Origin of the sequence: Photobacterium sp. GB-72, assembly GCF_003026095.1 — a bacterium.
Classification (GTDB): domain Bacteria; phylum Pseudomonadota; class Gammaproteobacteria; order Enterobacterales; family Vibrionaceae; genus Photobacterium.
In genome coordinates this window covers 586,434-610,561 of the sequence record NZ_PYNV01000001.1, presented here as the reverse complement: position 1 = coordinate 610,561, position 24,128 = coordinate 586,434, and the positions used below count along the sequence as shown (strand labels likewise).

Genomic DNA, 24,128 nt, shown 5'->3' with positions numbered 1-24,128 from the left:
CGTCATGAGTGATGAACGTCGTCGCGGCTTTTTTCGAGTTTCAGACCACCAAGCACAAGAATTAGAACGTTGGGCATACCCTGATTATTCAGAACAGCGTCAAGAACAAAGTGACAACGCTTTTAATTACCAGCCTCGTCCTGTTATTGAAGAATTCGAGCCTGAAGAAGAAGCGGGGCCTCCGCCATTAACGGCTGCTGATTTAGAAGCGATGCAGCAATCGGCGTATGACGAAGGAATAGAGCAAGGACGACAAGCTGGACACAGTGAAGGGTTTAAAACCGGTCACGCTGAAGGGCTTGAATCTGGTCTTGTTGAAGGCAAAGAGCAAGGGTTACAACAGGGGTTAGAGCAAGCCCAACAACAAATAACAGAACAAGTGAATCATTTGGCGTCAGTGGCTGAAAAGCTATTAGCGCCAATTACACAAGTTGATCGTGACGTTGAAGAGCAGGTGATGCAACTTGCTTTAGGTTTAGCGAAAGAGTTGATCCGAGTGGAAGTGAAAACGAACCCACAAGTGATTTTAAATACGATTCGTGAAGTGGTGGCGACGTTACCGGTTGCCAATCGTGATATTACGATGAATCTGCATCCTGAAGATGTAGCCCTAGTAAAACAAAACTTTAGTGATGATGACTTGTTAGAGCGTAAATGGAAACTTATTGCTGAGCCAAGCTTAAATCGAGGTGATCTGCAATTAAATAGCCATGATACTTCGGTTGATTATTTTATCGAAGATCGCATTCGTCACTCTTTAAGTAGCTTTGAAGCGGTTAATAGTAGCATTCGAGATCAATCTAAATGACAGCCTCACTAGCCGAACGGTTAAGTCAGTATAAAACGGAAGGTACGGGGTGTAAGCCGGTTGCTTCTGGACGTTTAGTGCGAGTTGTTGGTTTAACACTTGAAGCTATAGGTTGCCGGGCCCCTGTTGGTAGCTTGTGTAAAGTAGAAACATTAAATGGTGAACTTGAAGCTGAAGTGGTTGGCTTTTCAGGTGAAACCTTGTTTCTGATGCCAAGTGAACAGCTGCTTGGGGTGATGCCAGGCGCTAAAGTCACGCCAATTCTGCACAATAGTGGTCTACCCGTTGGTCCAGAATTATTAGGTCGGGTTATTGATGGGGTTGGTAATCCGCTCGATGGCTTAGGACCTATTTTTACCGAGCATCGAGCTTCATTTAATGCCACTCCTATCAATCCTCTCGCCCGTAAACCAATCAAAGAGCCGCTTGATGTGGGTATTAAAGCTATCAATGGCTGTTTGACGGTAGGTAAAGGCCAGCGTATTGGTCTGTTTGCAGGCTCGGGTGTTGGTAAGTCTGTGACTTTAGGCATGATGACTCGTGGCACCAGTGCTCAGATTGTTGTGGTTGGCCTTATTGGTGAGCGTGGTCGTGAAGTTAAAGAGTTTATTGAAGAAAGCTTAGGGCCTGAAGGCCGTGCGCGATCTGTGGTGGTGGCGGCACCTGCTGATGCATCACCATTAATGCGCTTAAAAGGTTGTCAAACCTCATTGACGATTGCTGAGTATTTCCGCGATCAGGGCTTTGATGTATTACTGCTGATGGATTCTCTGACCCGTTTTGCACAAGCACAACGTGAAATCGCATTGTCTGTTGGTGAGCCGCCAGCAACCAAAGGTTATCCACCTTCGGTATTTGCAAAGTTACCTGCGTTGGTGGAACGTGCGGGTAATGGTAATGAAAATCAAGGTTCTATAACGGCTTTCTTTACCGTTCTTAGTGAAGGTGATGACTTGCAAGATCCTATTGCAGATGCCTCTCGTGCGATTTTAGATGGTCACATTGTGTTATCTCGTGAGATGGCAGACGCTGGACATTATCCTGCGATCGATGTCGAACGTTCGGTGAGTCGTGTTATGCCTGCGATTGTGAGCGAAGAGCATATGTTGATGTCAAAAGCGGTACGTCAAATTCTTTCTATATGCCGTAAAAATCAAGATTTAGTCTCCATTGGTGCTTATAAACCCGGAACGGATAATACGATTGATCAAGCTTTTAGTTTTAAACCGAAATTAGACGCTTATCTGCAACAAGAAATGAAAGAGTCAGTGCCCTATGAGATGTGCGTCAATATGTTGCGCTCAACATTAGGTGGTTAATTGCAGGTGATCATGGATAAGGAAATTAAGTATGTCTAACGCGCTAGGATTAATCATCGAGCAAGCGAAAGAGCAAGAGCATCAAGCCAGTTTAGCGTTAAACCAAGCCCGTATTGAGCAACAAAATTACTTACAGCAATTAGCGCAGATTGAAAAATATCGATTGGATTATCTCAATCAGTTATCTGTTAGGGGCCAACAAGGTTTAACCGCAAGTCAATATAGTCATTTACAGAAATTCTTAACGCAACTGGATCAAACATTAGAAAAGCAAAAGCAAGCGGGAGGGTACTTTGAAGAACAAATTCAAAAGTGCTCCCAGCACTGGCAAGAAATGCAACAAAAAAGACGTTCGGTTGAATGGCTGGTGGAAAAACGCGAACGTGAGCATAAACAGTGGCTTGATAAGCAAGAGCAAAAAATGATGGATGAATTTGTTACATTGCAATTTGCGCGAAGGTTACAACAATAACCTTATTGATGAGTAACTGGTTTAGTTTTTGCATTACTCCAGCTTATCTCTTTTTGTCGTCGGAAGATCAAATGGTTACGTTTTGTTTTCTCCACGCCCAGTACTAGGTTTGAATTGGCTATGAATCTATTAAATCCCTTATCAACACCGCACGTAAAAGCCACACCTGCGGGATCTTCAAATACTAAAACGGTAGAAACAAATGAAGGTGACAAAGATGCTTCGTTTGATTCTCAGTTACAAGCAGCATCAACAGAGAAAACATCGGTAAGCGATTTAAAAATAGAACAAAAAACACAAAAATCGACAGATGTTGAAGCTGGTGAAGAAGCGAACAATAATGCTGTTATTGTCTCTGATGATTTAGTTATCGATACTGAATCTAACGCTGAGGTAGTCTCTGATGAGGTTGTTTCAGATGAGATGGTATCTGTTGTTGATAGTGGCGTTGTATCTATTGATGATAGTGAGGATATCACCAGTGTTGATAATGTTGATGATGGCGAAAGTATTGCTGATGTCGAAAAAATGATGTTTGAAGGTGCGGATTTCCTTCAACGTTTGAACCAATCAAATCAGCAGCTTAGTCAACAATCTTCAGGTGGGGGCAAAGCTTTGCCGCCACAGTCAGAGCAAATGCCATCATCAGATGCGTCTTTAGATGTGAAACCAGAGCTCTCTAGTGACAAATTTGTATTAGATAGCTCTGAAATCACTTCAATCAAGCAAAATGAGCTAACTGAAAAAGAGAAAGTACTACAAGCGGATGTCAAACCGAGTGAGTTAAAACTGGGCTGGCACGCTGCAACCGCTGCAGTGAAAGCGGAAAAAAGTGATGAAGCGACACTGCTTTCTCAACCCACAATCGATCCTGAATTAAAATCAACACTATCTGGTGTAAAAGCTGAACATGGTATCGTGAATGCGTTTCTTTCTGGTGAAAAAAATTCTGAACTGATCGCAACCAATGGAATGATGGAAGCGGTTAGAAAAACATTGGTTGATGGTCAGGAACAAGAGCAAGACACTATCTCTTCACAACCATTATCGGCACTAATGAGTAACCAGCAAACCAATGCGATGAAAATGGACTTACAACATGCAAATACACAGGTTCAGTCGCCATTACTGCTGACAAAAGAGCAGGCGGGAGAGCAAGTTTCTGAGCGGATTAATATGATGATGGCTAAGAATTTAAAGCAAATTGATATCCGATTAGATCCGCCAGAGCTTGGCAAAATTCAAATCAAATTAGCCTTGAATCAAGATCAAGCTTCAGTGCAATTTACCGTTAATAATAGCCAAACACGGGATATGGTTGAACAAGCAATGCCAAGGCTACGTGAGATGATGCAGCAACAAGGCTTGCAGTTAGCGCAAGGCTCTGTGCAGCAAGACAGTTCAAATCAATTTGCGCAGCAGTTCTCACAGCAGCATTCAGGGGAGCAATCATCAGGTACTGCCCATGATGAATCTTTTGCAGGCACTAATGAGACTAATTCAGATAAACATCTTGATGCGATTGAGATGTTTGTAACAAACAATAAAGATCGGGTTGATTACTATGCGTAATTAACAATTGCTAATAATTTAATTAATGAAAATAAAGACAAAAAGGAATAAAAATGGCGATGGGCAAGAAAAAGCTGATGTTAATAAGTGCAGTAGCCGTCATTGTAATATTGGCGGCAGGCATTGGCTTTTGGTTGCTAAATGGCGATGACGCTAAAGAGTCGCCACAAGTGGCTGCAACGGTTCAAGAAAGTACAACGTCACCAGCATCTGTAATGTCTGCTTACTATGTTGTATTACCTCAGCCTTTTACTTTCAATGTTACGGGTGATACACGAGATAGAGTGGTTCAAATTAAAGTGCAATTAATGGTACGTGGCGATAAAAATGAAGCCTTGGCGAAACAGCACATACCGTTAATTGAAAGTACTCTTCTTCAAGCATTCGGGGTCGCAACCGTTGAGCAATTACGTAGCCCTAATGGCCGTGATCAGTTACGCCAACAAGCGCTTGAAGCTGTGAAAGCGGCAATGGTTAAAGTGGCTGGAACACCTGCAGTTGAGCGGGTTCTTTTTACTGGTTTTGTAATGCAGTAGGTTTACAGTGAGTGATTTATTAACCCAAGATGAAATTGATGCGCTACTTCATGGTGTCGATGAGCCAGAAGATGAACTTCATGATCACGAGGTCGCGAGTGATGTTGCTACCTTTGATTTTTCATCACAAGACCGCATTGTTCGTGGTCGAATGCCGACACTTGAGCTTATCAATGAGCGTTTTGCGCGCCATATGCGTATCAGCCTGTTTAATATGCTGCGTAAAACGGCGGAAGTGTCTATTAATGGCGTACAGATGATTAAATTTGGTGAGTACCAAAATACACTGTATGTACCAACAAGCTTAAATATGGTGCGCTTTCGTCCATTAAAAGGTACCGCGCTTATTACGATGGAAGCGCGTCTCGTCTTTATTCTGGTTGAAAACTTTTTTGGTGGCGATGGTCGCTTTCACGCCAAAATTGAAGGTCGTGAATTTACTCCTACCGAACGCCGTATTGTTCAAATGCTACTCAAACTTGTGTTTGAAGATTACCGCGAAGCATGGTCTCCGGTGATGGGGGTTGAGTTTGAATATTTAGACTCAGAAGTGAACCCGACCATGGCAAATATTGTGAGCCCAACAGAAGTGATAGTGGTGAGCTCATTTCATATTGAAGTTGATGGTGGCGGCGGTGATTTTCATGTCGTCATGCCATATTCGATGGTTGAGCCAATCCGTGAATTACTCGATGCGGGTGTACAAAGTGACAAGATGGACACCGACGTGCGTTGGAGTAAAGCATTGCGTGATGAAATCATGGATGTACCCGTTAATCTTCGCGCCAAATTACTGGATGTGGATTTATCGTTACGTGATTTGATGGAGCTACAAGTTGGCGATGTGATCCCTATTGATATGCCTGAGCAAGCGACCATTTTTGTGGAAGATTTACCGACTTATCACGCCAAAATGGGTCGCTCTGGTGACAATGTAGCATTGAAAATTAGTGAGAAACTACAACGTCCCGATATGGTTAAAACGGATTTGGCGTTTCTCGACCGTGATGAGCTAGGCACGGCATTACTTAATATTAATCGCGATAGTAACGAATAAGAAAAGGACGATGACAATGTCAAATAATAATGACCAACAAATGGCAGATGATTGGGCTGCAGCATTAGCAGAGCAAATTGATGATGTGCAACCAGCACCACTAGAAGAGCTGACTGATGAAACGGTACCGATCACCGATGATGAACGTCGTAAGCTTGATACTATTATGGATATTCCGGTTACCATTTCGATGGAAGTCGGACGTACGCAAATCAGTATTCGTAACCTACTGCAATTAAACCAAGGTTCAGTGGTTGAGCTTGATCGTATTGCGGGTGAATCATTAGATGTGATGGTCAATGGGACCCTTATTGCACATGGTGAAGTGGTTGTGGTCAATGACAAATTTGGTATTCGTTTGACTGATGTGATCAGCCAAACTGAGCGTATTAAAAAGTTACGTTAAGGCTGGCCATGAAAAGGATTATAGGCCAGATAGTTACAGTATTATCGCTATTATTTTTCACACTGTCCTGTTTCGCACAAACAGCGGTTGAGAAAACGATTGAAAAAGCGCCGCCACCATTAAGACAAGCACCTGACTTAAATATCGCAACCACTCTGGCTTCTTTACTGCTTGTGATTGCGATTATTGTTTTCTTAGCTTGGTTATTAAAACGTATGCGGGTGGCTGGGATCAGTGGTAATGATTCGGGTTTAAAAGTAATTACACAGCTGGCAGTCGGGCAACGAGAAAGAGTCGTGCTATTGCAAGTCGGTGAAGAGCAAATGTTGGTGGGTATTACTCAACATAATATTTCTTTGCTGAGTAAATTGGATAAGCCTTTAAACATGGACGAATCGCCAAGCAGAGATTTCGCTTCTCAGCTTAGCAAGCTAATGAAAAATAATGTTAAAAAATAAATTCACCCTTATCACTTGGATGGCTTTTCTTGCTATCTCTGTGTTGTTATCGTCAATCAATATAGCGCATGCGGTTGAAGCGAACGTGGCTAATAGTACGACGGCGACAGCAATGAGTGCAGAAACAACCTCAGGTCACATGCAAGCAGCCCGTAATGGTGGGGGAATACCGGCATTATCGGTGACAGTAAACCCTGATGGTAGTGAAGATTATTCTGTCACCCTGCAAATTTTAGCGTTAATGACCGCGTTGGGCTTTTTGCCTGCGATGGTTATTTTAATGACCTCTTTCACCCGTATCGTGGTGGTAATGTCGATCCTGCGTCAAGCGATGGGTTTACAGCAAACACCTTCTAACCAAGTGATTATCGGCATAGCGCTGTTCTTAACGTTTTTTGTGATGTCTCCGGTGATTGATAAGATCAATGCAGATGCCGTTCAGCCTTATATTAATGAGCAAATCACGGCGAAAGAAGCGTTGGTAAAAGCGGAAGATCCGATGCGCCAATTTATGCTTAAACAAACCCGGGTAAAAGATTTAGAAACGTTTGTGAATATGTCTGGCTCAACGGCTGATGATCCGCAGACGGTGCCGTTAACGGTATTGATCCCTGCGTTTATTACTTCAGAGCTAAAAACGGCGTTTCAAATCGGCTTTATGCTGTTTTTACCATTTTTGATTATTGATTTGGTCGTTGCATCGATCTTAATGGCGATGGGTATGATGATGCTTTCACCTATGATTGTATCGTTACCGTTTAAATTAATGTTGTTTGTTTTAGTTGATGGTTGGAACCTGATCTTATCCACACTGGCAGGTAGTTTTGGCACCTAATGTGAATAAACATCGGATAAAAAGGATGCTTTTATGACGCCAGAAGCTTTTGTTGAGATATTTCAAGAAGCGCTATACATGGTACTTATCATGGTGTGCGCGATTGTCATTCCAGGGCTGTTAATTGGTTTAGTTGTTGCGGTATTTCAAGCGGCAACCTCAATCAATGAGCAAACATTGAGTTTCTTACCCCGTTTAGTGGTGACGTTACTCGCATTGATGTTTTTTGGTCATATGATGACGCAAATGCTGATGGATTATTTCTATCGCATTATTGATCAAATCCCACAGTTGCTTTATTAGCAAACGAGCAGCCGTCGATTATGCATTACACCGCAAATCTTTTACTTGATTGGATAGCGAATTATTTTTGGCCTTTTACACGTATCTCATCAATGATGATGGCGATGACGTTTTTTGGGGCGCGCTTTGTTTCACCTAAAATTCGCTTATATTTAGCCTTAGCGATCACATTTGCGGTCTTGCCTGTTTTACCTAAAGTCCCACAAGATATTGAGTTACTTTCTTTAGCTGGATTTATTGTTACTACTCAGCAACTAATCATTGGTGTAGCAATGGGATTAGTGACACAGTTTATTACTCAAATATTTGTCTTACTTGGGCAAATATTAGGTATGCAATCGAGTTTAGGTTTTGCTTCAATGGTTGATCCTGCGAATGGTCAGAATACGCCCGTATTGGGACAGTTTTATATGTTTTTGGCCATTTTATTGTTCTTAGCAACAGATGGGCATTTAGAGATGTTAAATGCTGTTGTTGTGAGCTTTAAAACCTTGCCGATAGGTGAGGCTATGCTACAGCAAAAAGATTACTATCAGCTTGCAGGTTGGTTTGGACATATGTTTAAAGCGGGCGTGAATATGGCGTTAGCGGGGGTGATTGCTTTGCTAACGGTGAATTTGTCGTTTGGTGTAATGACTCGAGCAGCACCACAGCTAAATATTTTCTCGTTAGGTTTCTCATTTGCGTTATTACTCGGTCTGGCAATTAGCTGGTTTATTGTACTCGGTATCGTGCCGCAATATGAAGCGATATGGCAAGTTGGCTTAGATCAAGTGTGTAGTTTGATCCGAATTGATTGTTAAGTTAAGACTGGGAGTAAATCAGTATGTCTGATTCAGATGGTCAAGAACGTACTGAAGACGCCACGCCCAGACGGCTTGAGCAGGCGCGAGAGAAAGGTCAAGTTCCGCGCTCAAGAGAATTAGCGTCTGTTGCGGTATTAGTGTCTGGTGCTGTTGGGTTAATGTGGTTTGGAGAAGGGTTAAGTAAAGCACTGAGTCATATCATGACAGCAATGTTTAGCTTAACGCGCGACGATATATTCGATCTTGATCGTTTATTCGTTATTATTTTAGATGCGATTGTTTATATTCTCGCGCCTTTATTTTTAGTACTCATTTTTTTGTTTGTTGCTGCTTTTATTGGAGCTGCTGGTGTCGGTGGTGTTCGCTTTTCCACTCAAGCTGCAATGCCTAAGTTATCAAAAATGAATCCGCTCAGTGGAATAAAGCGGATGTTTGGTATGCAAAGTTGGGTTGAGTTAATTAAGTCTATTTTAAAAGTTGGGCTGGTGGGGAGTATTGCTTGCTACTTGATATTTTCGAGTTTAGAAGACTTTTTCCAACTCAGTAATGAGGTTTTTCCTGCCAATTACTTTCATGCTATCGATATATTACTAAACTTTGTTCTTTTAATTTGTTGCTCACTGCTTATTGTTGTTGCCATTGATGTGCCATTTCAAATTTGGAATTTTAATCAGCAATTAAAAATGACCAAACAAGAAATTAAAGATGAATATAAAGATTCGGAAGGTAAGCCTGAAGTAAAAGGGCGTATTAGAATGCTGCAACGTGAAATGGCTCAGCGACGTATGATGGCAGATGTGCCGCAAGCTGACGTGGTAATTACTAACCCTGAGCACTTCTCTGTCGCACTTCGCTACGATCCTAAGTTGGACTCTGCGCCCGTTGTTATTGCGAAAGGAGGCGATCATTTAGCGCTTAAGATCAGAGAGATAGCCAATAAACATAATATTGATATTGTACCTGCCGCGCCATTAGCTCGTGCTATTTATTATACGACTGAATTAGAACAGCAAATTCCAGATGGTTTATTTGTTGCCGTTGCTCAAATATTAGCTTATGTGTTTCAGTTAAAAGAATACCGCAAAGGTAAAGGCAAAAAACCAACACTATCTAAAGCTGCAATGGATATACCTGAAGAATTACGCCATTAATGTTTAGGTACATGATTATTGAAATGATAATTAAGTATATTGTGGCTAAAAATTTATTGTTTATATATTAATCATTAATTCTTTTTTGGAATAAGGTCTATTAGGGGCGTTATTTAATTAAATGTTTATATTAGACAGGAAGTCACAAATATAGCGTTTATCTTTAGCTTTCTGTTATTAATTTGATAGTCTTTTCGCACTGTCAAAAAAATGACTAATATGTAAGGCATGATAATTGCTTTACCTTATTTTATGCATTCATGGTTCATCGTCTTTATTAAATAACGGACTATTTAATTATCTTCTTTTGTTTATAAAACGAACATTGATACCAATAATAAAAGAATAGATCACTAGACAGAATGAAGCTTTCAATTCCCTTTGCAGATAGATTGCCGTTAGCCAGTATCAAGTCTATGCCATCAATAGGTGCGCCTATAATGGTATTGGCAATGTTAGCAATGATCATTTTACCAATGCCGCCGTTGCTATTGGATATGACGTTTACCTTTAATATCGCGCTTTCACTGGTGGTGTTATTGGTGACGGTATATACCCGTCGTCCGCTTGATTTTGCTGCTTTTCCTACCGTACTACTTATTGCCACGCTATTACGTTTAGCACTAAACGTTGCATCGACTCGTGTTGTTTTATTGCACGGTCATGAAGGGCCTGATGCGGCAGGACAAGTTATTGATGCATTTGGCTCGGTTGTTATTGGTGGCAACTATGCGGTGGGTTTAGTGGTCTTCCTTATTTTGATGATCATTAACTTTATGGTAGTAACCAAAGGTGCAGGTCGTATTTCAGAAGTTAGTGCTCGCTTCACCCTTGATGCCTTACCGGGTAAGCAAATGGCTATTGATGCTGATTTAAACGCAGGGCTTATTGATCAAGAGCAAGCGCGTACTCGTCGTTTTGAAGTAACAAAAGAAGCCGACTTCTATGGTTCTATGGATGGTGCGTCTAAGTTTGTTAAAGGTGATGCCATTGCCGGTATCTTGATCCTCTTTATCAATATCATTGGTGGTTTAATCATTGGTATGGGTCAGCATGGTCTGACATTTGGTGAAGCCCTCGAAATTTACAGTTTATTGACCATTGGTGATGGTCTTGTTGCTCAAATCCCATCGCTACTGTTATCCATCGGTGCGGCAATGATGGTAACTCGTCAAAATACTGACGAGGACATGGGGCAGCAAATGTATTTTCAGATGTTTAACAATCCTCAAGCGCTGATCATCACCGGTATGATTCTATTTGTTATGGGTATTGTTCCTGGTATGCCTCATATTCCTTTCTTATTGCTTGCCGCCATTATTGGTGGTGTCGCTTATTGGCGAATAAAGAAAGAGAAAGCAGAAGCACTTGTTGAAAAGCAAGCGCCGCCGACAGAGTTAGCACCGACCCAACCGCTAAAAGAACTATCGTGGGATGATGTACAGCCTGTTGATACCATTGGTTTAGAAGTGGGTTACCGTTTAATTTCAATGGTCGATAAAGATCAAGGTGGTGAGTTGCTAGAGCGCGTGAAAGGTGTTCGTAAAAAGTTATCACAAGACTTTGGTTTTCTTATCCCACCGGTTCATATTCGCGATAACTTAGAGCTGCCACCGAATAGTTACCGCATTAGTTTGATGGGCGTCGCCTGTGGCGAAGCAAATATTCACCCCAAAATGGATCTGGCGATTAACCCTGGCCAAGTTTTCGGTTCTATTGATGGTGAAATGACAACCGATCCTGCGTTTGGTCTTGAAGCGGTCTGGGTACAAGACTCACAACGTGAACATGCGCAAGCATTAGGTTATACCGTGGTTGATTCAGCAACAGTACTGGCGACTCATTTAAGCCAATTACTGACAAATCATGCATCGCAGTTACTGGGTCATGAAGAGGTACAAAACCTATTAGAAATGTTAGGTCAAACGACACCTAAATTGGTTGATGGTTTTGTTCCTGATCAATTACCTCTAGGGGTTGTGGTGAAAGTAATGCAGAACTTATTAAATGAAGCTATTCCACTGCGTGATATTCGAACCATTGTCCAAACTTTGTCGGAGTATTCCAGTAAGAGTCAAGATCCTGACATATTAACCGCCGCTGTTCGTATCGGTCTGAAACGATTAATTTGTCAAGAAATCAATGGAATAGAAGTTGAGTTGCCAGTGATTACCCTAGTCCCTGAATTGGAACAAATATTGCATCAAACTATGCAATCTGCTGGTGGTGAATCTTCAGGTATTGAGCCTGGATTAGCGGAACGTTTACAACGTTCATTAACAGAAGCGACTCAGCAGCAAGAATTGAAAGGTGAGCCTGCGGTATTATTGACCTCAGGTGTGTTGCGTTCAACATTAGCTAAATTTGTTAAAAATACGATCCCAAGTTTACGGGTATTGTCATATCAGGAAGTGCCTGATGAAAAACAAATTCGAATTGTGAATGCGGTAGGTAATTAATGTTAGTGGTTGTAGATGCGCCTAAGCCCTTTCTGATATAGGACGATATTTTGAAAATTAAACGATTTTTTGCCAAGGATATGAGAACGGCACTTAGCGAAGTCAAAGAAGAGCTTGGGCCTGATGCCGTCATTATGTCGAATAAGAAAGTTTCTGGTGGTGTTGAGATTGTGGCAGCGGTGGATGTCGATACAACGCCTCCAGCAGCTCCAAATACTCAGCCTCGCTCTCGTGACGAAGTTACTCAAGGGTTAAATCAAGCAAGACGTAAACTTGCTGATGACAAGGTGCAGTTGAACCAATCCACGGCGCAGAAATTTGCTAGCGTATTACAAAACTATGCCTCAACCCAAGAGCAAAATGAGCAACCTAACGAGGTTGATTCACTTAGTGCATTACTTGATCGCCAATCTAAATTGCGCGAGCAAGGGGATAGTCACAGCTTATATTCAGAAGCGAATGCATTTCGACATGACCACAAGCCAGCATACAGTCCGCAAAATGAACGCGCATCGCAACAAAAGGCTAGTGGTTACTCTCGTTATTCTGACCAACATTATGCAGATACTCCTTCATCACGTGATAACCGTTCATCATCAACATCACCACTATTTCAGCGTCGTCAACCTGAAACCAATAAGCATGATTTAGATATCGGCGATTACCGTCGTCCATCATCAAAACAATATGAACGTGATTTATCCGTTGGTCGTGGGTTATTTGATAGCCCTCAGCATGATCATGGTATGAATGGACGTGAGCATTCACCGCAAAAGCCACGATTAGATCCTTCTCGTTACGAATCTAAAGCCCAACCGAGTAAAGATGAACTGGATCAAGTGCGATCTGAAATGATCTCGATACGTCGCTTATTAGAACACCAGCTATCAGGCTTAATGTGGCAAGAAGTTGAACGCCGTGAACCAATGCGCGCCATGATGATTAAGCGCCTTGAAAAAATGGGACTATCAGAGCAATTAGCCGATCAATTAGCGTGTTATATCCCTGAAGATATTCAACCCAATGAAGCATGGCCGGCATTACTTGATTTGTTATCGGATCAAATTATTACTACCGACGATTGTATTTTAGATACGGGCGGTGTGGTGGCTTTATTAGGCCCAACAGGTGTAGGTAAAACCACGACAATTGCCAAGTTAGCTGCTCGCGCGGCAATGGAGTTTGGTCCAGATCAAATTGCTCTAGTGACGACAGATACATATCGTATTGGTGCTCATGAGCAATTAGCGACTTATGGTCGAATTATGGGCTGTCCGGTAAGAGTTGCTAAAGATGCTGAAGAACTTGCCGATATCTTACATCAGTTGCGACATCGCCGATTGGTATTGCTTGATACCGCAGGGATGGGGCAGCGTGATATTCGGTTATCTGAACAGCTAGACACTTTAATGAAAAACAGCGGAGCGCATATTCGAAGCTACTTAGTGATGCCAGCGACATCACAGCGTCGAGTGCTGCAGGAAACGATTGAACATTTTCGTCGTATTCCACTTTCTGGTTGCGTATTAACAAAGCTTGATGAGTCATTAAGTTTAGGAGAGATCATCTGCGTGGCGATTCAAAATGCATTACCTATCGCTTATTTAGCGGATGGCCAGCGTGTACCAGAAGATATCAAAATAGCATCGGGGAACTACCTAGTGTCACGTGCTAATGAATTATTGGAGATAGAGATAAGCCAGCAATCACATTTCTGGTCTAGTGATAGTTCAGATAATAAGGCGGCAGATTATTATGATTGAGAGCAGAATGTACGATCAAGCAAGCGGTTTACGTCGAATGACTCAGTTAACCTCAACCAAAGTGATTACTGTAACCGGTGGTAAAGGTGGTGTCGGTAAAACCAATGTTACGCTAAATATGGCGATGTCGATGGCACGTCAAGGTAAGCGGGTCATGGTATTGGATGCTGATCTAGGCCTTGCGAACGTTGATGTGATGCTAGGACTTCGTGCAGGGCGTAACTTATCTCACGTTTTAGCGGGTATCTGTGAGCTGGAAGATATCATTATTGAAGGCCCATACGGGTTAAAAATTATTCCTGCTGCCTCGGGTACTCAAAATATGGCAGAGTTAACACCAGCGCAGCATGCTGGGCTAATTCGTGCTTTTGGTAATTTACAAGACGATCTTGATTTTCTACTGGTAGATACCGCTGCAGGTATTTCAGACATGGTGCTTAGTTTTGCTCGCGCTGCGCAAGATGTGCTGGTTGTTGTCTGTGATGAACCAACATCAATTACAGATGCTTATGCATTGATTAAAATCTTAAGTCGTGAATATGATGTTCAACGCTTTAAAATTGTTGCCAATATGGTGCGTAGTTACCGTGAAGGACGCGATCTGTTTACCAAATTGACGCGTGTTACTGAACGATTCTTAGATGCTAATTTAGAGCTCGTGGCATGTATTCCGCTTGATGATAATGTTCGCCAAGCCGTTAAACGTCAGAAGATAGTGGTCGAAGCTTTCCCTCGTAGCCCTGCTGCATTGGCGTTGAATTCATTATCAACCAAAGCAATGACTTGGCCTATTCCGCATAACCCAGGTGGACATCTTGAGTTTTTTGTTGAGCGTTTATTGATCAAACGTTCTCAGGCCATGGAGGTGCCATACAGTGAATAAAGCGATGGCTTATGGTCAATATCAGCAGAGTCCACAAGCATTTATCGAACGATACTCATCGTTAGTTAAACGCATTGCTCATCACTTAATGGTTCGTTTACCGCCGAGTGTCTTAGTGGAAGATTTAATTCAAGCAGGCATGATAGGTTTACTTGAAGCGCAACAAAATTATGATCCTACGAAAGGGGCAAGCTTTGAAACGTTTGCTGGAATTCGTATTCGTGGGGCAATGCTTGATGATATTCGTCGTGGTGATTGGGTCCCTCGTTCAGTATATAAAAATAGCCGAAAGATAAGTGAAGCAATATCTCACCTTGAAAATGAATTAGGACGCGATCCTAATGACCAAGAAATTGCGCAATATCTCGATATGCCGTTAGAACAGTACCATCAAGCACTAAATGATGTTAATTGTGGACGCTTAGTCGGTATTAGTGATCTTGGAGTGGCAGAAGATACCGTCGCTAATGAAGAAAGTATCGGTGAAAACACACCCTTTCAAGGTGTTGTTGATGATAACTTTCGTGCGTCATTGGCTGAAGCGATAAAAACCCTCCCAGAACGAGAGGCGTTAGTGTTATCACTTTATTACGACGAAGAGCTTAATTTAAAAGAAATTGGTGCGGTAATCGGTGTTAGTGAATCACGAATTTGTCAGATACACAGCCAAGCAATGCAGCGATTACGTGCAAAATTAACAGCATGGACTGCTTAATAATTATTTATTTTTAGAACTAGAAGAACACTGGCTCTCAGTGGAGGCAAACTTGAATAAAAACATGAAAATTCTCATTGTTGATGACTTCTCAACAATGCGCCGTATTGTTAAAAACCTGCTTCGTGATTTGGGTTTTAACAACACCTTAGAAGCAGATGACGGATTAACCGCTTTACCAATGCTTAAAAAGGGTGATTTCGACTTCGTTGTAACGGATTGGAATATGCCAGGAATGCAAGGTATTGATTTACTTCGTCATATTCGTTCTGATGAACAATTGAAGCACTTGCCAGTATTGATGATCACTGCTGAAGCAAAGCGTGAGCAGATCATTGAAGCGGCACAAGCAGGTGTTAATGGTTATATCGTTAAACCATTTACCGCAGCAACGTTGAAAGAAAAATTGGATAAAATTTTCGAACGTTTGCAGTAACAATAACCATCAGTAGTGCATAAGGACGATAAAGAAGCATGATTTCACTTGAACAGGCAAAACAGCTTGTCAGCTTGCTAGAAAATGGACAACAAGCTGAAGCTAATTCGCTTGTACAAACATTAGTTGCCGATAGCCATGAACCAATGTTTGCAGAGGTGGGTAAAATTACTCGCCAGTTGCATGATTCTTTACTTAATTTTCGCCTTGACCCTCGGGTTAATGATTTAGCGAAAACTGATATTCCTGATGCTCGTGAACGATTGCTTTATGTTATCGACAAAACGGAGCAAGCCGCAAATAAAACGATGGACGCAGTTGAAAGCACGCTACCTATTGCTGATAAACTGCATAACACGTTATTGCAAGTACATCCTCAGTGGCAGCGTTTAATGGCAGGTAAGATTGGTCTTACTGAATTTAAAACATTGTGTCACGATATTGATTTATTGCTTGTTCAAATTGAAGGTGATAGCAGCACACTGCGCACCCACCTTACCGATATCCTTATGGCTCAGGACTACCAAGATCTCACTGGACAAATCATTCGACGTGTCATTGAGTTAGTTCATGAAGTTGAAGATAGGTTAGTTGAAATTCTTAAAGCTTTTGGCATGGAACAAGACGCGAATACTGTGATTGATGATAAAAAAGACGCCTTAAAGCCTGAAGGGCCAATCATTAATCCAGAGCAACGTAATGATGTTGTTGAATCACAAGATGATGTTGATGATTTACTTTCGAGTCTTGGATTTTAGGGGAAATTTATGAGCTTTGATTTAGACGAAGATATCCTGCAGGACTTTTTAATAGAAGCAGGCGAAATTCTTGAATTGCTTTCTGAACAACTGGTAGAGCTTGAACGAAGCCCCGATGATTCTGAATTATTGAATGCTATTTTCCGTGGTTTCCATACGGTAAAAGGTGGCGCAGGATTTCTTTCTTTAACCGAACTGGTTGATGCTTGTCACGGTGCAGAAAACGTTTTTGACTTGCTGCGAACAGGCAAGCGTAGCGTAACATCTGAGTTGATGGATGTGATTTTAGAAGCGCTTGACTGTATTAATGTGATGTTTGAACAAGTGAAAGAACATCAGCCTCTTGATCGTGCTGATCAACGTTTATTAGATGCCTTACATTATTACAGCCAGCCTGCAACAGCAGATGAACTCGCTCCTATTTCTAAGCCCGTTGAAGCGCCATCGGTTGATGTTATTGCAGAGGTGACACCAGAACCCGCGAGTACGTCAAGTAGTGAGAATGTTACCACTGGTGACAGTGTTGATGACATGACTCAAGATGAGTTTGATCGTTTACTTGATGAACTTCATGGTACTGGACAAAGCCCATCCAAGCCAACGGCACCAGAGCCAACTGCGCAAAATAATGTAGAAGCACAATTAAATTTTGATAGCGGTGATATTACTGATGATGAATTCGAACGTTTGTTAGACGAACTACACGGTTCTGGCAAAGGGCCGGGAAATAGTGATACGCCTGCGGCAAGTGTTACAACACCATCATCGTCAGTAACCCTATCATCTACCGTGCCAGAAGATACTGGTGCCGGTGATAGTGATGACTTGATGACAGATGATGAATTTGAACGTCTGCTTGATGAATTACATGGTGCAGGTAAAAGCCCATCTTTAGAAGAACAAGCGTCTGCTGCACAATCTACAGCGAATGATTTAACCGAAGTTGAAGCTGCTGTTAGTTCGACTCAATCAACAGCAATGGTCACTCCACCTGCTTCTGCGGCACATCAACCGCCAGTAGAGCGCTCAGCGAAACCTGTTGCGGTCAAAGAGAAGTCAAAACCACAAGCGGATGCGACAGTGCGTGTTGATACTTCAACCCTTGATACCATTATGAATATGGTCGGAGAGTTGGTTTTAGTACGAAATCGTTTAGTTAGTCTTGGTTTAAACACCAATGATGAAGAAATGTCGAAAGCGGTCTCAAATCTTGATGTTGTAACGGCAGATCTTCAAGGCGCTGTGATGAAAACTCGCATGCAACCAATCAAGAAAGTATTTGGTCGTTTTCCTCGTGTTGTACGTGATTTAGCGCGTAGCTTAAAGAAAGAAATCGTACTGGAAATGCGCGGTGAGGAAACAGATTTAGATAAAAACTTAGTGGAAGCTCTTGCTGATCCTCTGGTTCACTTAGTACGAAATTCTGTAGATCATGGTATTGAAATGCCGGATGTTCGTGAGCAGGTAGGTAAGCCTCGTACGGGAACTGTCTTATTATCAGCATCACAAGAAGGCGATCATATTCTACTTACCATCGAAGATGATGGTGGCGGTATGGATGCAGAAAAGCTCCGCAGCATTGCTGTTGAACGCGGTGTGATGGATGCAGATGCCGCTTCTCGTATCACTGACAATGAAGCGTATAATCTCATTTTTGCCCCTGGCTTCTCGACCAAAAAAGAAATCTCTGATATTTCTGGTCGTGGTGTAGGAATGGATGTTGTAAAAACAGGGATTAATCAGCTTAATGGTTCAATTCATATTGATTCAGTGCTAGGTAAAGGCACTCGAATTGACATTAAAGTACCGTTAACGTTGGCTATTTTACCGACATTAATGGTAGGTGTTGGTGAACAACCATTTGCATTGCCATTAGCGAGTGTGAATGAAATATTCCACCTTGATTTGAATAAAACCAATACTGTTGATGGTCAGTTAACAATTATTGTTCGTGATAAAGCGATACCCCTGTTTTATCTACAAGATTGGTTGTCAAATATGACTGGCGGTACGAATAAAGATCGTGGCCATGGTCATGTCGTTATTGTTCAAATTGGCCATCAGCGAATTGGTTTTGTGGTTGATACCTTAATTGGTCAAGAAGAAGTCGTGATAAAACCACTAGATAGCTTACTTCAAGGTACGCCAGGTATGGCAGGTGCAACTATTACCAGTGATGGTCATATTGCATTAATTCTTGATGTGCCAAGCTTATTAAAACACTACGCTGGTCATTAATTAGCACGACAAATAATAATAAAAGAGGGGGGCGATGACCCCCTTTGTTTAAGCGTTTCAACGGGATGAAAGTAACATGGCAGTTAAAGTATTAGTAGTTGATGACTCAAGTTTTTTCCGTCGAAGAGTAAGTGAAATAATTAATGCTGATAGTCGGTTGGAAGTTGTTGGCAATGCCGTTAATGGCAAAGAAGCGGTAGAGTTAACCCAAAAACTGCAACCTGACGTGATCACAATGGACATCGAAATGCCCGTAATGGATGGTATTACAGCCGTTCGCGAGATCATGAAAGTGTCACCAACTCCGATCTTAATGTTTTCTTCGTTAACTCATGATGGTGCCAAGGCGACGCTTGATGCCCTTGATGCTGGTGCATTAGATTTCTTGCCAAAGAAATTTGAAGATATTGCGCGTAATCGTGATGAAGCCGTTGAACTGCTTCAAAAACGTGTTGCAGAGCTTGCACGTAAACGTATTTTTATGCGCCGAAGTGCGACGACGCGTTCAACATCTCTTCCTTCTTCGCCATTAACAAGCACTCATACATCGACGACGAAACCAACGCTAACGTCACGCTTGCAGGCTGAACCTTCATCTGTTTCATCTTCAAGAGCTGCGCGTGCATCTGTTGTCAAACCCGCATTACGTTTTAAAGCGTCAGGAAAAAAATACCAGATTGTTGCAATTGGCACATCCACGGGTGGCCCTGTCGCATTACAAAAAATATTGACTCAGCTACCTGCTAATTTTCCCTATCCGATAGTGCTTATTCAGCACATGCCTGCGACATTTACCGCCGCTTTTGCTGCACGATTAGATCAGCTGTGCAAAATTGGAGTGAAAGAAGCGGAAAATGGGGATATGTTGAAAGCGGGTATGGCGTATCTTGCTCCAGGCGGTAAACAAATGATGCTTGATGGTCGACCTGGCGCATCAAGATTACGTATTATTGATAGCGGTGAGCGCATGAATTATAAACCATGTGTTGATGTAACATTTGGTTCTGCGGCTAAAGTTTATCAAGACAAAGTCCTATCAATGGTATTAACCGGTATGGGCGCTGATGGTCGAGATGGCGCAAGAATGCTAAAAAATAGTGGTTCAACTATTTGGGCGCAGGATGAAGACAGTTGTGTGGTATACGGTATGCCTCAAGCCGTTGCTAAAGCGGGTATATCAAGCCACGACTTACCTTTAGATCGTATTGCTGAATGTATGTTAATAGAACTAGGTTTACAGTGAGGATCAAGGGGTGATTGTTTGGAGTATTGCTAATCAAAAAGGTGGGGTGGGGAAAACCACAACCACAATTACATTAGCCGGATTGCTGAGTGAGCAAAATAAACGTGTTTTATTAGTTGATACCGACCCACACGCATCGTTAACAACGTATTTAAACTTTGATTCAGAGCAAGTACCCGCGAGTTTATTTGATTTGTTTCAATTACCCGTAGTGAATAAAGTCAGTGTAAAACCACTTATTCTTAAAACAGCATTTAATAATATTGATATTATTCCTGCCCATATGTCACTGGCAACACTTGATCGTGTAATGGGAAATCGCAGTGGTATGGGGTTAGTGTTAAAAAAAGCGCTGCATAGTTTAGTTGATGACTATGATTACGTACTGATAGATTGCCCACCGATTTTGGGGGTGATGATGGTCAATGCATTGGCGGCGAGCGATCGCATTCTTATACCAGTACAAACCGAGTTTTTAGCCATGAAAGGCTTGGAAAGAATGATGAGGACGTTACAAATTATGCAGCGTTCTAAGCCGTCTGGTTTTAATGTCACGATTGTTCCAACTATGTACGATAAACGAACACGCGCATCACTCCAAACGTTGCAAGAACTCAAGGCTCGTTTCCCTGAACAAGTTTGGGCGTCTGCGGTACCTATTGATACAAAGTTCCGTGATGCCAGTATTAAACATATGCCACCATCATTATATGCCCGAAACTGTCGTGGTGTGTTTGCTTACAAAACGTTATTAAAATATGTAGAACGGTTAGACAATCATGCAAAGTAAGCCACTTTCAAGTGATCAAGCCCTAGATGATTATTTTTTTGATTTATTAGAAGAATCAAATGAAGTTGCTGTACCTGCGGAGATTAAAGATCCCATTTTAGATGTCGATAAACCAAGTATTGAAAATGTTGAAGTCGCGTCTACGTTACTTCAACCTAAGTTAAATGTATTAAAGCCACAGCCTTATGTTGCTGTTGATTATGCAGAGCCGTCAAATCGACAAGATATAGCACGACTATTGAGTCAAGTTGATGAAAATTATGTTGATGATATTCAAGAAAATGTTATACAAACTGCAAATCCACAACAAATTTTTTCAGAAACAGAATACGTCATACCAGAGCAACTAACTTCTATTAAAGAAGCTGAACCTAGGTGTACGAGTACTGAAAATATAGCGGAAGATACCGTTGAAACGGAGGTTATCAAAACCGCTGAAATTGCTGAAGATGCAGGGTTAATTCCGCCAGAGCAGTGGACACATCATGGGATGGAACAAGCGTTTCAAGCGCTATTTTTTGAAGTTAATGGTGTGACATTTGCTGTTGCGCTCACGCAATTGGGTGGTATTCATCAACTTGGCGAGCTTAACCGTTTACTTGGGCGTCCTAATTGGTATTTGGGTCTACAGTCAACACGCGAGCAAAAGTTAGATGTAGTTGATACTGCACGTTGGGTAATGCCAGAGAAGCTAGTTGGTGATGAGTATCGTGATAATTATCGTTATATTGTGATGCTTGGCGATAGCCAATGGGGGCTAGCTAGCGATAAACTGCATGGCACCAAAATGCTGAATGGCAATGATATTCGCTGGCGAGAGAAGGCTGGAAAACGCCCTTGGCTTGCGGGTATGGTAAAAGATAAAATGTGTGCACTTATCCATGTCGATGCGTTGATCGCAATGCTAAACAATGGATTGGATGTAAATAGTATTGAGTAATACAGGACCTTAAGAGGGAATAGCATGTCACAGGTAAATATCGCTGAGATCCAAAAAGACGGAGCGAATGATCAGGTTCTGCAATGGGTGACATTTCAGCTAGAAGATGAGACTTACGGTATAAATGTTATGCAAGTCCGTGAGGTTTTGCGCTATTCAGAAATTGCACCAGTGCCAGGTGCGCCTGATTATGTGCTCGGTATTATTAATCTTCGCGGTAATGTCGTTACTGTTATCGATACTCGCTCTCGTTTTGGCTTAGCTCCGGGTGAGATTTCTGACAATACACGTATTGTTATCATTGAAGCAGAAAAACAAGTGATTGGTATTCTTGTCGATAGTGTTGCTGAAGTGGTTTATCTACGTAGTTCTGAAATTGATAGCACGCCAAGTGTGGGTACCGAAGAGAGTGCGAAGTTTATTCAAGGTGTAAGTAACCGCGAAGGACAATTACTTATCTTAGTTGATCTTAATAAGCTGCTATCTGATGAAGAGTGGGATGAGATGGCGTACTTGTAATGAATACTATTCTGCTCCAGTGGATACCTACTGTTATTAGTGTATTGGCGGTTTTAATCTTTACTGTGTTATTGCTTCGCGAGCGTAAAGCGCGACGGAGTTTAGAAACAAAATTTGCCGCTATTGAAACTGTATTGAAAAATGCCCGTTTACAAAATGAACGCTTGAATAAAGAGTTCAATGAATTGCGTGCAGGAACAATGGGTATGAGTCACAAACTGGCGGATATGTCACATCAGTTAGAAGTGGTTGAAGATCGTCAAACAGAGATCATGATGAACGATCCCGAAGGACGTTTATATAGCCGTGCCAGTAAAATGGTAGAGTTGGGCGCAGATGTACATGAATTGATGAATGAGTGTGATTTACCTAAAGCTGAAGCTGAACTTCTGCTTCGCTTACAGCAGACGATGCAAAAACACCGTCGACGTTAATCGTTATACTGATATATTAATATCTTCAAGCCCCTCCCATCCCGGAGGGGTTTTTCCGTTTAAGTACCATGAAAAGGCAATCAGTTCGGCAATAATCAAGTATAACTCTTGTGGGATTTCATCACCGACATCAAAGCTATTTAGATATTGTGCCAGAACGGGATCTTGATGTATTAAGCCACCTTGCAGTTTCACTTGTTCAATAATATGTTCAGCTAATTGCTGGTGGCCTTTGGCTGTAATATAAGGAGACTTGTCACCATCATATTTAAGTGCAACTGCATGCGAGGTTGTTTTATTATCTGTAGTCATCACTTAGACCTTAATCAATAAGCCATTAGAAGAGGCTAGAGGGTCATTAGACTCTTTATCTTGAGCTTGCAGAAATTTAGGAGATTCACAGTTAATACCTAACTGTGCCATACGAGAAAAAAGTAGCGGCGAGACCTGCTCTATTTTATGTAGTAACAATGGATTAACGGTTTCAAATACCGTTGTTAATGTGCTGTTTTTCCATTGGGCTGTAACATTAAGTATATCGATTGCACCAATAGGTAATGCCAATTTGACCGTCCAACAGGAATTGATACTCTTGTCGGCATTTGAGTCTGAATCCTCATTTTCATTTTTTATTTTAATATCAATAGATTGGTTGTTATTCATCGGCCATTGCAGATAAATGCTACTGGTATCTTGTGTACGTTGTGTTTCTGGTCCTCGTTGCTCAGCGGCAAGCCTTAATAGAGCGGGAATATCTTGCTGTTGCTCAGGGCTTAACGTTTTTAACCATTGGTTTAACTGGCTTTGTGGTTGAGATAGTTGCTGTAATAACTGAGCTAAAGGTTTTCGTTCTCCACCTTGTTGTAACCAAGTGATTAAGCTGGTTTGATTTTGTGGTGCAAAGAGCTGCTGGAAAATAGTATTTAGGTTGTTAGAGGGCGATGTGGCTAATTTAGCTGTACCAGAGTTTAACGGGTTAGATAAAAGTGTAACTAAACGTTGCAAGCTGTTTATGGATAACAATAATTGCGGTAGTTGAGAAATGAGGTTTTGCTCTTTTTCTCCTGAGCGAGTAAATAATGGCGCCTGGCTCTTTCGATTATCCGATAAAGGTTTTTCAATTTGAGCAGTGTTTGCTGCGCTAGGGGGGTGAGATGGCGTTAAATTGATGCGCATATATTTCACATTTACTTACGTTAGTTAACGATGAATATGTCCGTAGTTTAG

The 24,128-nt window shown here is 41.7% G+C and carries 26 protein-coding genes; 24 read left to right on the top strand and 2 right to left on the bottom strand.

Features of this window, described 5'->3' with window-relative positions:
• The first annotated feature begins 4 nt into the window (after positions 1-4).
• From fliH to C9J40_RS02585, 24 genes are all read left to right on the top strand, one after another.
• Entirely contained in the window at positions 5-808 is an 804-nt protein-coding gene (fliH, locus tag C9J40_RS02700) for a flagellar assembly protein FliH (RefSeq protein ID WP_107245628.1), read from the top strand.
• On the top strand, positions 805-2,127 hold the full coding sequence (gene fliI, locus C9J40_RS02695; protein ID WP_005370306.1) for a flagellar protein export ATPase FliI: 1,323 nt from the start codon (positions 805-807) through the stop codon (positions 2,125-2,127). The genes fliH and fliI overlap by 4 nt, the downstream gene beginning before the upstream one ends.
• Positions 2,128-2,158: 31 nt before the next feature.
• On the top strand, positions 2,159-2,599 hold the full coding sequence (gene fliJ, locus C9J40_RS02690) for a flagellar export protein FliJ (RefSeq protein ID WP_045148062.1): 441 nt from the start codon (positions 2,159-2,161) through the stop codon (positions 2,597-2,599).
• 120 nt (positions 2,600-2,719) lie between these two features.
• Positions 2,720-4,171 (top strand): flagellar hook-length control protein FliK, encoded by a 1,452-nt coding sequence (locus C9J40_RS02685; protein WP_107245626.1) that lies wholly within the window; start codon positions 2,720-2,722, stop codon positions 4,169-4,171.
• Positions 4,172-4,224: 53 nt separating this feature from the next.
• The gene (gene fliL / locus C9J40_RS02680; protein ID WP_107205498.1) at positions 4,225-4,707 is read left to right on the top strand and encodes a flagellar basal body-associated protein FliL; all 483 of its coding nucleotides are present in this window, start codon (positions 4,225-4,227) and stop codon (positions 4,705-4,707) included.
• Positions 4,708-4,714: 7 nt separating this feature from the next.
• Complete coding sequence (gene fliM / locus C9J40_RS02675; RefSeq protein ID WP_107205499.1) at positions 4,715-5,764, top strand: flagellar motor switch protein FliM; 1,050 nt, start codon at positions 4,715-4,717, stop codon at positions 5,762-5,764.
• Positions 5,765-5,780: 16 nt separating this feature from the next.
• Complete coding sequence (gene fliN, locus C9J40_RS02670) at positions 5,781-6,170, top strand: flagellar motor switch protein FliN (RefSeq protein WP_107205500.1); 390 nt, start codon at positions 5,781-5,783, stop codon at positions 6,168-6,170.
• Positions 6,171-6,178: 8 nt separating this feature from the next.
• Positions 6,179-6,628, top strand: coding sequence for a flagellar biosynthetic protein FliO (gene fliO / locus C9J40_RS02665; protein WP_107205501.1), 450 nt, complete (start codon positions 6,179-6,181; stop codon positions 6,626-6,628).
• On the top strand, positions 6,615-7,463 hold the full coding sequence (gene fliP, locus C9J40_RS02660; protein ID WP_107245625.1) for a flagellar type III secretion system pore protein FliP: 849 nt from the start codon (positions 6,615-6,617) through the stop codon (positions 7,461-7,463). The genes fliO and fliP overlap by 14 nt, the downstream gene beginning before the upstream one ends.
• A 33-nt stretch (positions 7,464-7,496) precedes the next feature.
• Complete coding sequence (fliQ, locus tag C9J40_RS02655) at positions 7,497-7,766, top strand: flagellar biosynthesis protein FliQ (RefSeq protein ID WP_005370314.1); 270 nt, start codon at positions 7,497-7,499, stop codon at positions 7,764-7,766.
• A gap of 20 nt (positions 7,767-7,786) precedes the next feature.
• Complete coding sequence (gene fliR, locus C9J40_RS02650) at positions 7,787-8,569, top strand: flagellar biosynthetic protein FliR (protein WP_107205503.1); 783 nt, start codon at positions 7,787-7,789, stop codon at positions 8,567-8,569.
• Positions 8,570-8,592: 23 nt separating this feature from the next.
• A complete protein-coding gene (gene flhB, locus C9J40_RS02645) occupies positions 8,593-9,723 on the top strand; it encodes a flagellar biosynthesis protein FlhB (protein ID WP_045148070.1) in 1,131 nt (376 codons plus the stop codon).
• Positions 9,724-10,085: 362 nt separating this feature from the next.
• The gene (gene flhA, locus C9J40_RS02640; protein WP_107205504.1) at positions 10,086-12,182 is read left to right on the top strand and encodes a flagellar biosynthesis protein FlhA; all 2,097 of its coding nucleotides are present in this window, start codon (positions 10,086-10,088) and stop codon (positions 12,180-12,182) included.
• Between the two features lie 50 nt (positions 12,183-12,232).
• Complete coding sequence (gene flhF / locus C9J40_RS02635) at positions 12,233-13,945, top strand: flagellar biosynthesis protein FlhF (protein WP_107245623.1); 1,713 nt, start codon at positions 12,233-12,235, stop codon at positions 13,943-13,945.
• The gene (locus tag C9J40_RS02630; RefSeq protein WP_005370324.1) at positions 13,938-14,828 is read left to right on the top strand and encodes a MinD/ParA family protein; all 891 of its coding nucleotides are present in this window, start codon (positions 13,938-13,940) and stop codon (positions 14,826-14,828) included. The genes flhF and C9J40_RS02630 overlap by 8 nt, the downstream gene beginning before the upstream one ends.
• Positions 14,821-15,543 (top strand): RNA polymerase sigma factor FliA, encoded by a 723-nt coding sequence (locus tag C9J40_RS02625; protein ID WP_045082753.1) that lies wholly within the window; start codon positions 14,821-14,823, stop codon positions 15,541-15,543. Before C9J40_RS02630 ends, C9J40_RS02625 begins: the two co-directional genes overlap by 8 nt.
• A gap of 64 nt (positions 15,544-15,607) precedes the next feature.
• On the top strand, positions 15,608-15,979 hold the full coding sequence (cheY, locus tag C9J40_RS02620; protein ID WP_199187030.1) for a chemotaxis response regulator CheY: 372 nt from the start codon (positions 15,608-15,610) through the stop codon (positions 15,977-15,979).
• 38 nt (positions 15,980-16,017) lie between these two features.
• The gene (locus C9J40_RS02615) at positions 16,018-16,737 is read left to right on the top strand and encodes a protein phosphatase CheZ (RefSeq protein WP_005370327.1); all 720 of its coding nucleotides are present in this window, start codon (positions 16,018-16,020) and stop codon (positions 16,735-16,737) included.
• 9 nt (positions 16,738-16,746) lie between these two features.
• Positions 16,747-18,975, top strand: coding sequence for a chemotaxis protein CheA (locus tag C9J40_RS02610; RefSeq protein WP_107205508.1), 2,229 nt, complete (start codon positions 16,747-16,749; stop codon positions 18,973-18,975).
• A gap of 76 nt (positions 18,976-19,051) precedes the next feature.
• Complete coding sequence (locus C9J40_RS02605) at positions 19,052-20,218, top strand: chemotaxis response regulator protein-glutamate methylesterase (RefSeq protein WP_107205509.1); 1,167 nt, start codon at positions 19,052-19,054, stop codon at positions 20,216-20,218.
• Positions 20,219-20,228: 10 nt separating this feature from the next.
• Positions 20,229-21,008 carry a ParA family protein gene (locus tag C9J40_RS02600; protein WP_107205510.1) on the top strand — a complete coding sequence of 260 codons (780 nt, stop codon included), beginning with the start codon at positions 20,229-20,231 and terminating at the stop codon, positions 21,006-21,008.
• Complete coding sequence (locus tag C9J40_RS02595; RefSeq protein WP_107205511.1) at positions 20,998-21,948, top strand: chemotaxis protein CheW; 951 nt, start codon at positions 20,998-21,000, stop codon at positions 21,946-21,948. The genes C9J40_RS02600 and C9J40_RS02595 overlap by 11 nt, the downstream gene beginning before the upstream one ends.
• 24 nt (positions 21,949-21,972) lie before the next feature.
• Positions 21,973-22,467 carry a chemotaxis protein CheW gene (locus tag C9J40_RS02590; protein WP_005370336.1) on the top strand — a complete coding sequence of 165 codons (495 nt, stop codon included), beginning with the start codon at positions 21,973-21,975 and terminating at the stop codon, positions 22,465-22,467.
• On the top strand, positions 22,467-22,901 hold the full coding sequence (locus tag C9J40_RS02585) for a DUF2802 domain-containing protein (RefSeq protein ID WP_107205512.1): 435 nt from the start codon (positions 22,467-22,469) through the stop codon (positions 22,899-22,901). The genes C9J40_RS02590 and C9J40_RS02585 overlap by 1 nt, the downstream gene beginning before the upstream one ends.
• Before the next feature lie 3 nt (positions 22,902-22,904).
• On the opposite strand, the gene C9J40_RS02580 is transcribed toward C9J40_RS02585, so the two are convergent.
• Positions 22,905-23,213: an EscU/YscU/HrcU family type III secretion system export apparatus switch protein gene (locus tag C9J40_RS02580; RefSeq protein ID WP_107205513.1), complete on the bottom strand. Its 309-nt coding sequence runs from the start codon at positions 23,211-23,213 to the stop codon at positions 22,905-22,907.
• 3 nt (positions 23,214-23,216) lie between these two features.
• Positions 23,217-24,077 carry a hypothetical protein gene (locus C9J40_RS02575; RefSeq protein ID WP_107245622.1) on the bottom strand — a complete coding sequence of 287 codons (861 nt, stop codon included), beginning with the start codon at positions 24,075-24,077 and terminating at the stop codon, positions 23,217-23,219.
• Positions 24,078-24,128: the final 51 nt, after the last annotated feature.

What these genes read in the sequence shown, in the direction of transcription:
- fliH (WP_107245628.1), top strand. Translation starts at nt 5, where the DNA reads ATGAGTGATGAACGTCGTCGCGGCTTTTTTCGAGTTTCAGACCACCAA.
- fliI (WP_005370306.1), top strand. Translation starts at nt 805, where the DNA reads ATGACAGCCTCACTAGCCGAACGGTTAAGTCAGTATAAAACGGAAGGT.
- fliJ (WP_045148062.1), top strand. Translation starts at nt 2,159, where the DNA reads ATGTCTAACGCGCTAGGATTAATCATCGAGCAAGCGAAAGAGCAAGAG.
- C9J40_RS02685 (WP_107245626.1), top strand. Translation starts at nt 2,720, where the DNA reads ATGAATCTATTAAATCCCTTATCAACACCGCACGTAAAAGCCACACCT.
- fliL (WP_107205498.1), top strand. Translation starts at nt 4,225, where the DNA reads ATGGCGATGGGCAAGAAAAAGCTGATGTTAATAAGTGCAGTAGCCGTC.
- fliN (WP_107205500.1), top strand. Translation starts at nt 5,781, where the DNA reads ATGTCAAATAATAATGACCAACAAATGGCAGATGATTGGGCTGCAGCA.
- fliO (WP_107205501.1), top strand. Translation starts at nt 6,179, where the DNA reads ATGAAAAGGATTATAGGCCAGATAGTTACAGTATTATCGCTATTATTT.
- fliP (WP_107245625.1), top strand. Translation starts at nt 6,615, where the DNA reads ATGTTAAAAAATAAATTCACCCTTATCACTTGGATGGCTTTTCTTGCT.
- fliQ (WP_005370314.1), top strand. Translation starts at nt 7,497, where the DNA reads ATGACGCCAGAAGCTTTTGTTGAGATATTTCAAGAAGCGCTATACATG.
- fliR (WP_107205503.1), top strand. Translation starts at nt 7,787, where the DNA reads ATGCATTACACCGCAAATCTTTTACTTGATTGGATAGCGAATTATTTT.
- flhB (WP_045148070.1), top strand. Translation starts at nt 8,593, where the DNA reads ATGTCTGATTCAGATGGTCAAGAACGTACTGAAGACGCCACGCCCAGA.
- flhA (WP_107205504.1), top strand. Translation starts at nt 10,086, where the DNA reads ATGAAGCTTTCAATTCCCTTTGCAGATAGATTGCCGTTAGCCAGTATC.
- C9J40_RS02630 (WP_005370324.1), top strand. Translation starts at nt 13,938, where the DNA reads ATGATTGAGAGCAGAATGTACGATCAAGCAAGCGGTTTACGTCGAATG.
- cheY (WP_199187030.1), top strand. Translation starts at nt 15,608, where the DNA reads ATGAAAATTCTCATTGTTGATGACTTCTCAACAATGCGCCGTATTGTT.
- C9J40_RS02615 (WP_005370327.1), top strand. Translation starts at nt 16,018, where the DNA reads ATGATTTCACTTGAACAGGCAAAACAGCTTGTCAGCTTGCTAGAAAAT.
- C9J40_RS02610 (WP_107205508.1), top strand. Translation starts at nt 16,747, where the DNA reads ATGAGCTTTGATTTAGACGAAGATATCCTGCAGGACTTTTTAATAGAA.
- C9J40_RS02605 (WP_107205509.1), top strand. Translation starts at nt 19,052, where the DNA reads ATGGCAGTTAAAGTATTAGTAGTTGATGACTCAAGTTTTTTCCGTCGA.
- C9J40_RS02595 (WP_107205511.1), top strand. Translation starts at nt 20,998, where the DNA reads ATGCAAAGTAAGCCACTTTCAAGTGATCAAGCCCTAGATGATTATTTT.
- C9J40_RS02590 (WP_005370336.1), top strand. Translation starts at nt 21,973, where the DNA reads ATGTCACAGGTAAATATCGCTGAGATCCAAAAAGACGGAGCGAATGAT.
- C9J40_RS02585 (WP_107205512.1), top strand. Translation starts at nt 22,467, where the DNA reads ATGAATACTATTCTGCTCCAGTGGATACCTACTGTTATTAGTGTATTG.
- C9J40_RS02580 (WP_107205513.1), bottom strand. Translation starts at nt 23,213, where the DNA reads ATGACTACAGATAATAAAACAACCTCGCATGCAGTTGCACTTAAATAT.
- C9J40_RS02575 (WP_107245622.1), bottom strand. Translation starts at nt 24,077, where the DNA reads ATGCGCATCAATTTAACGCCATCTCACCCCCCTAGCGCAGCAAACACT.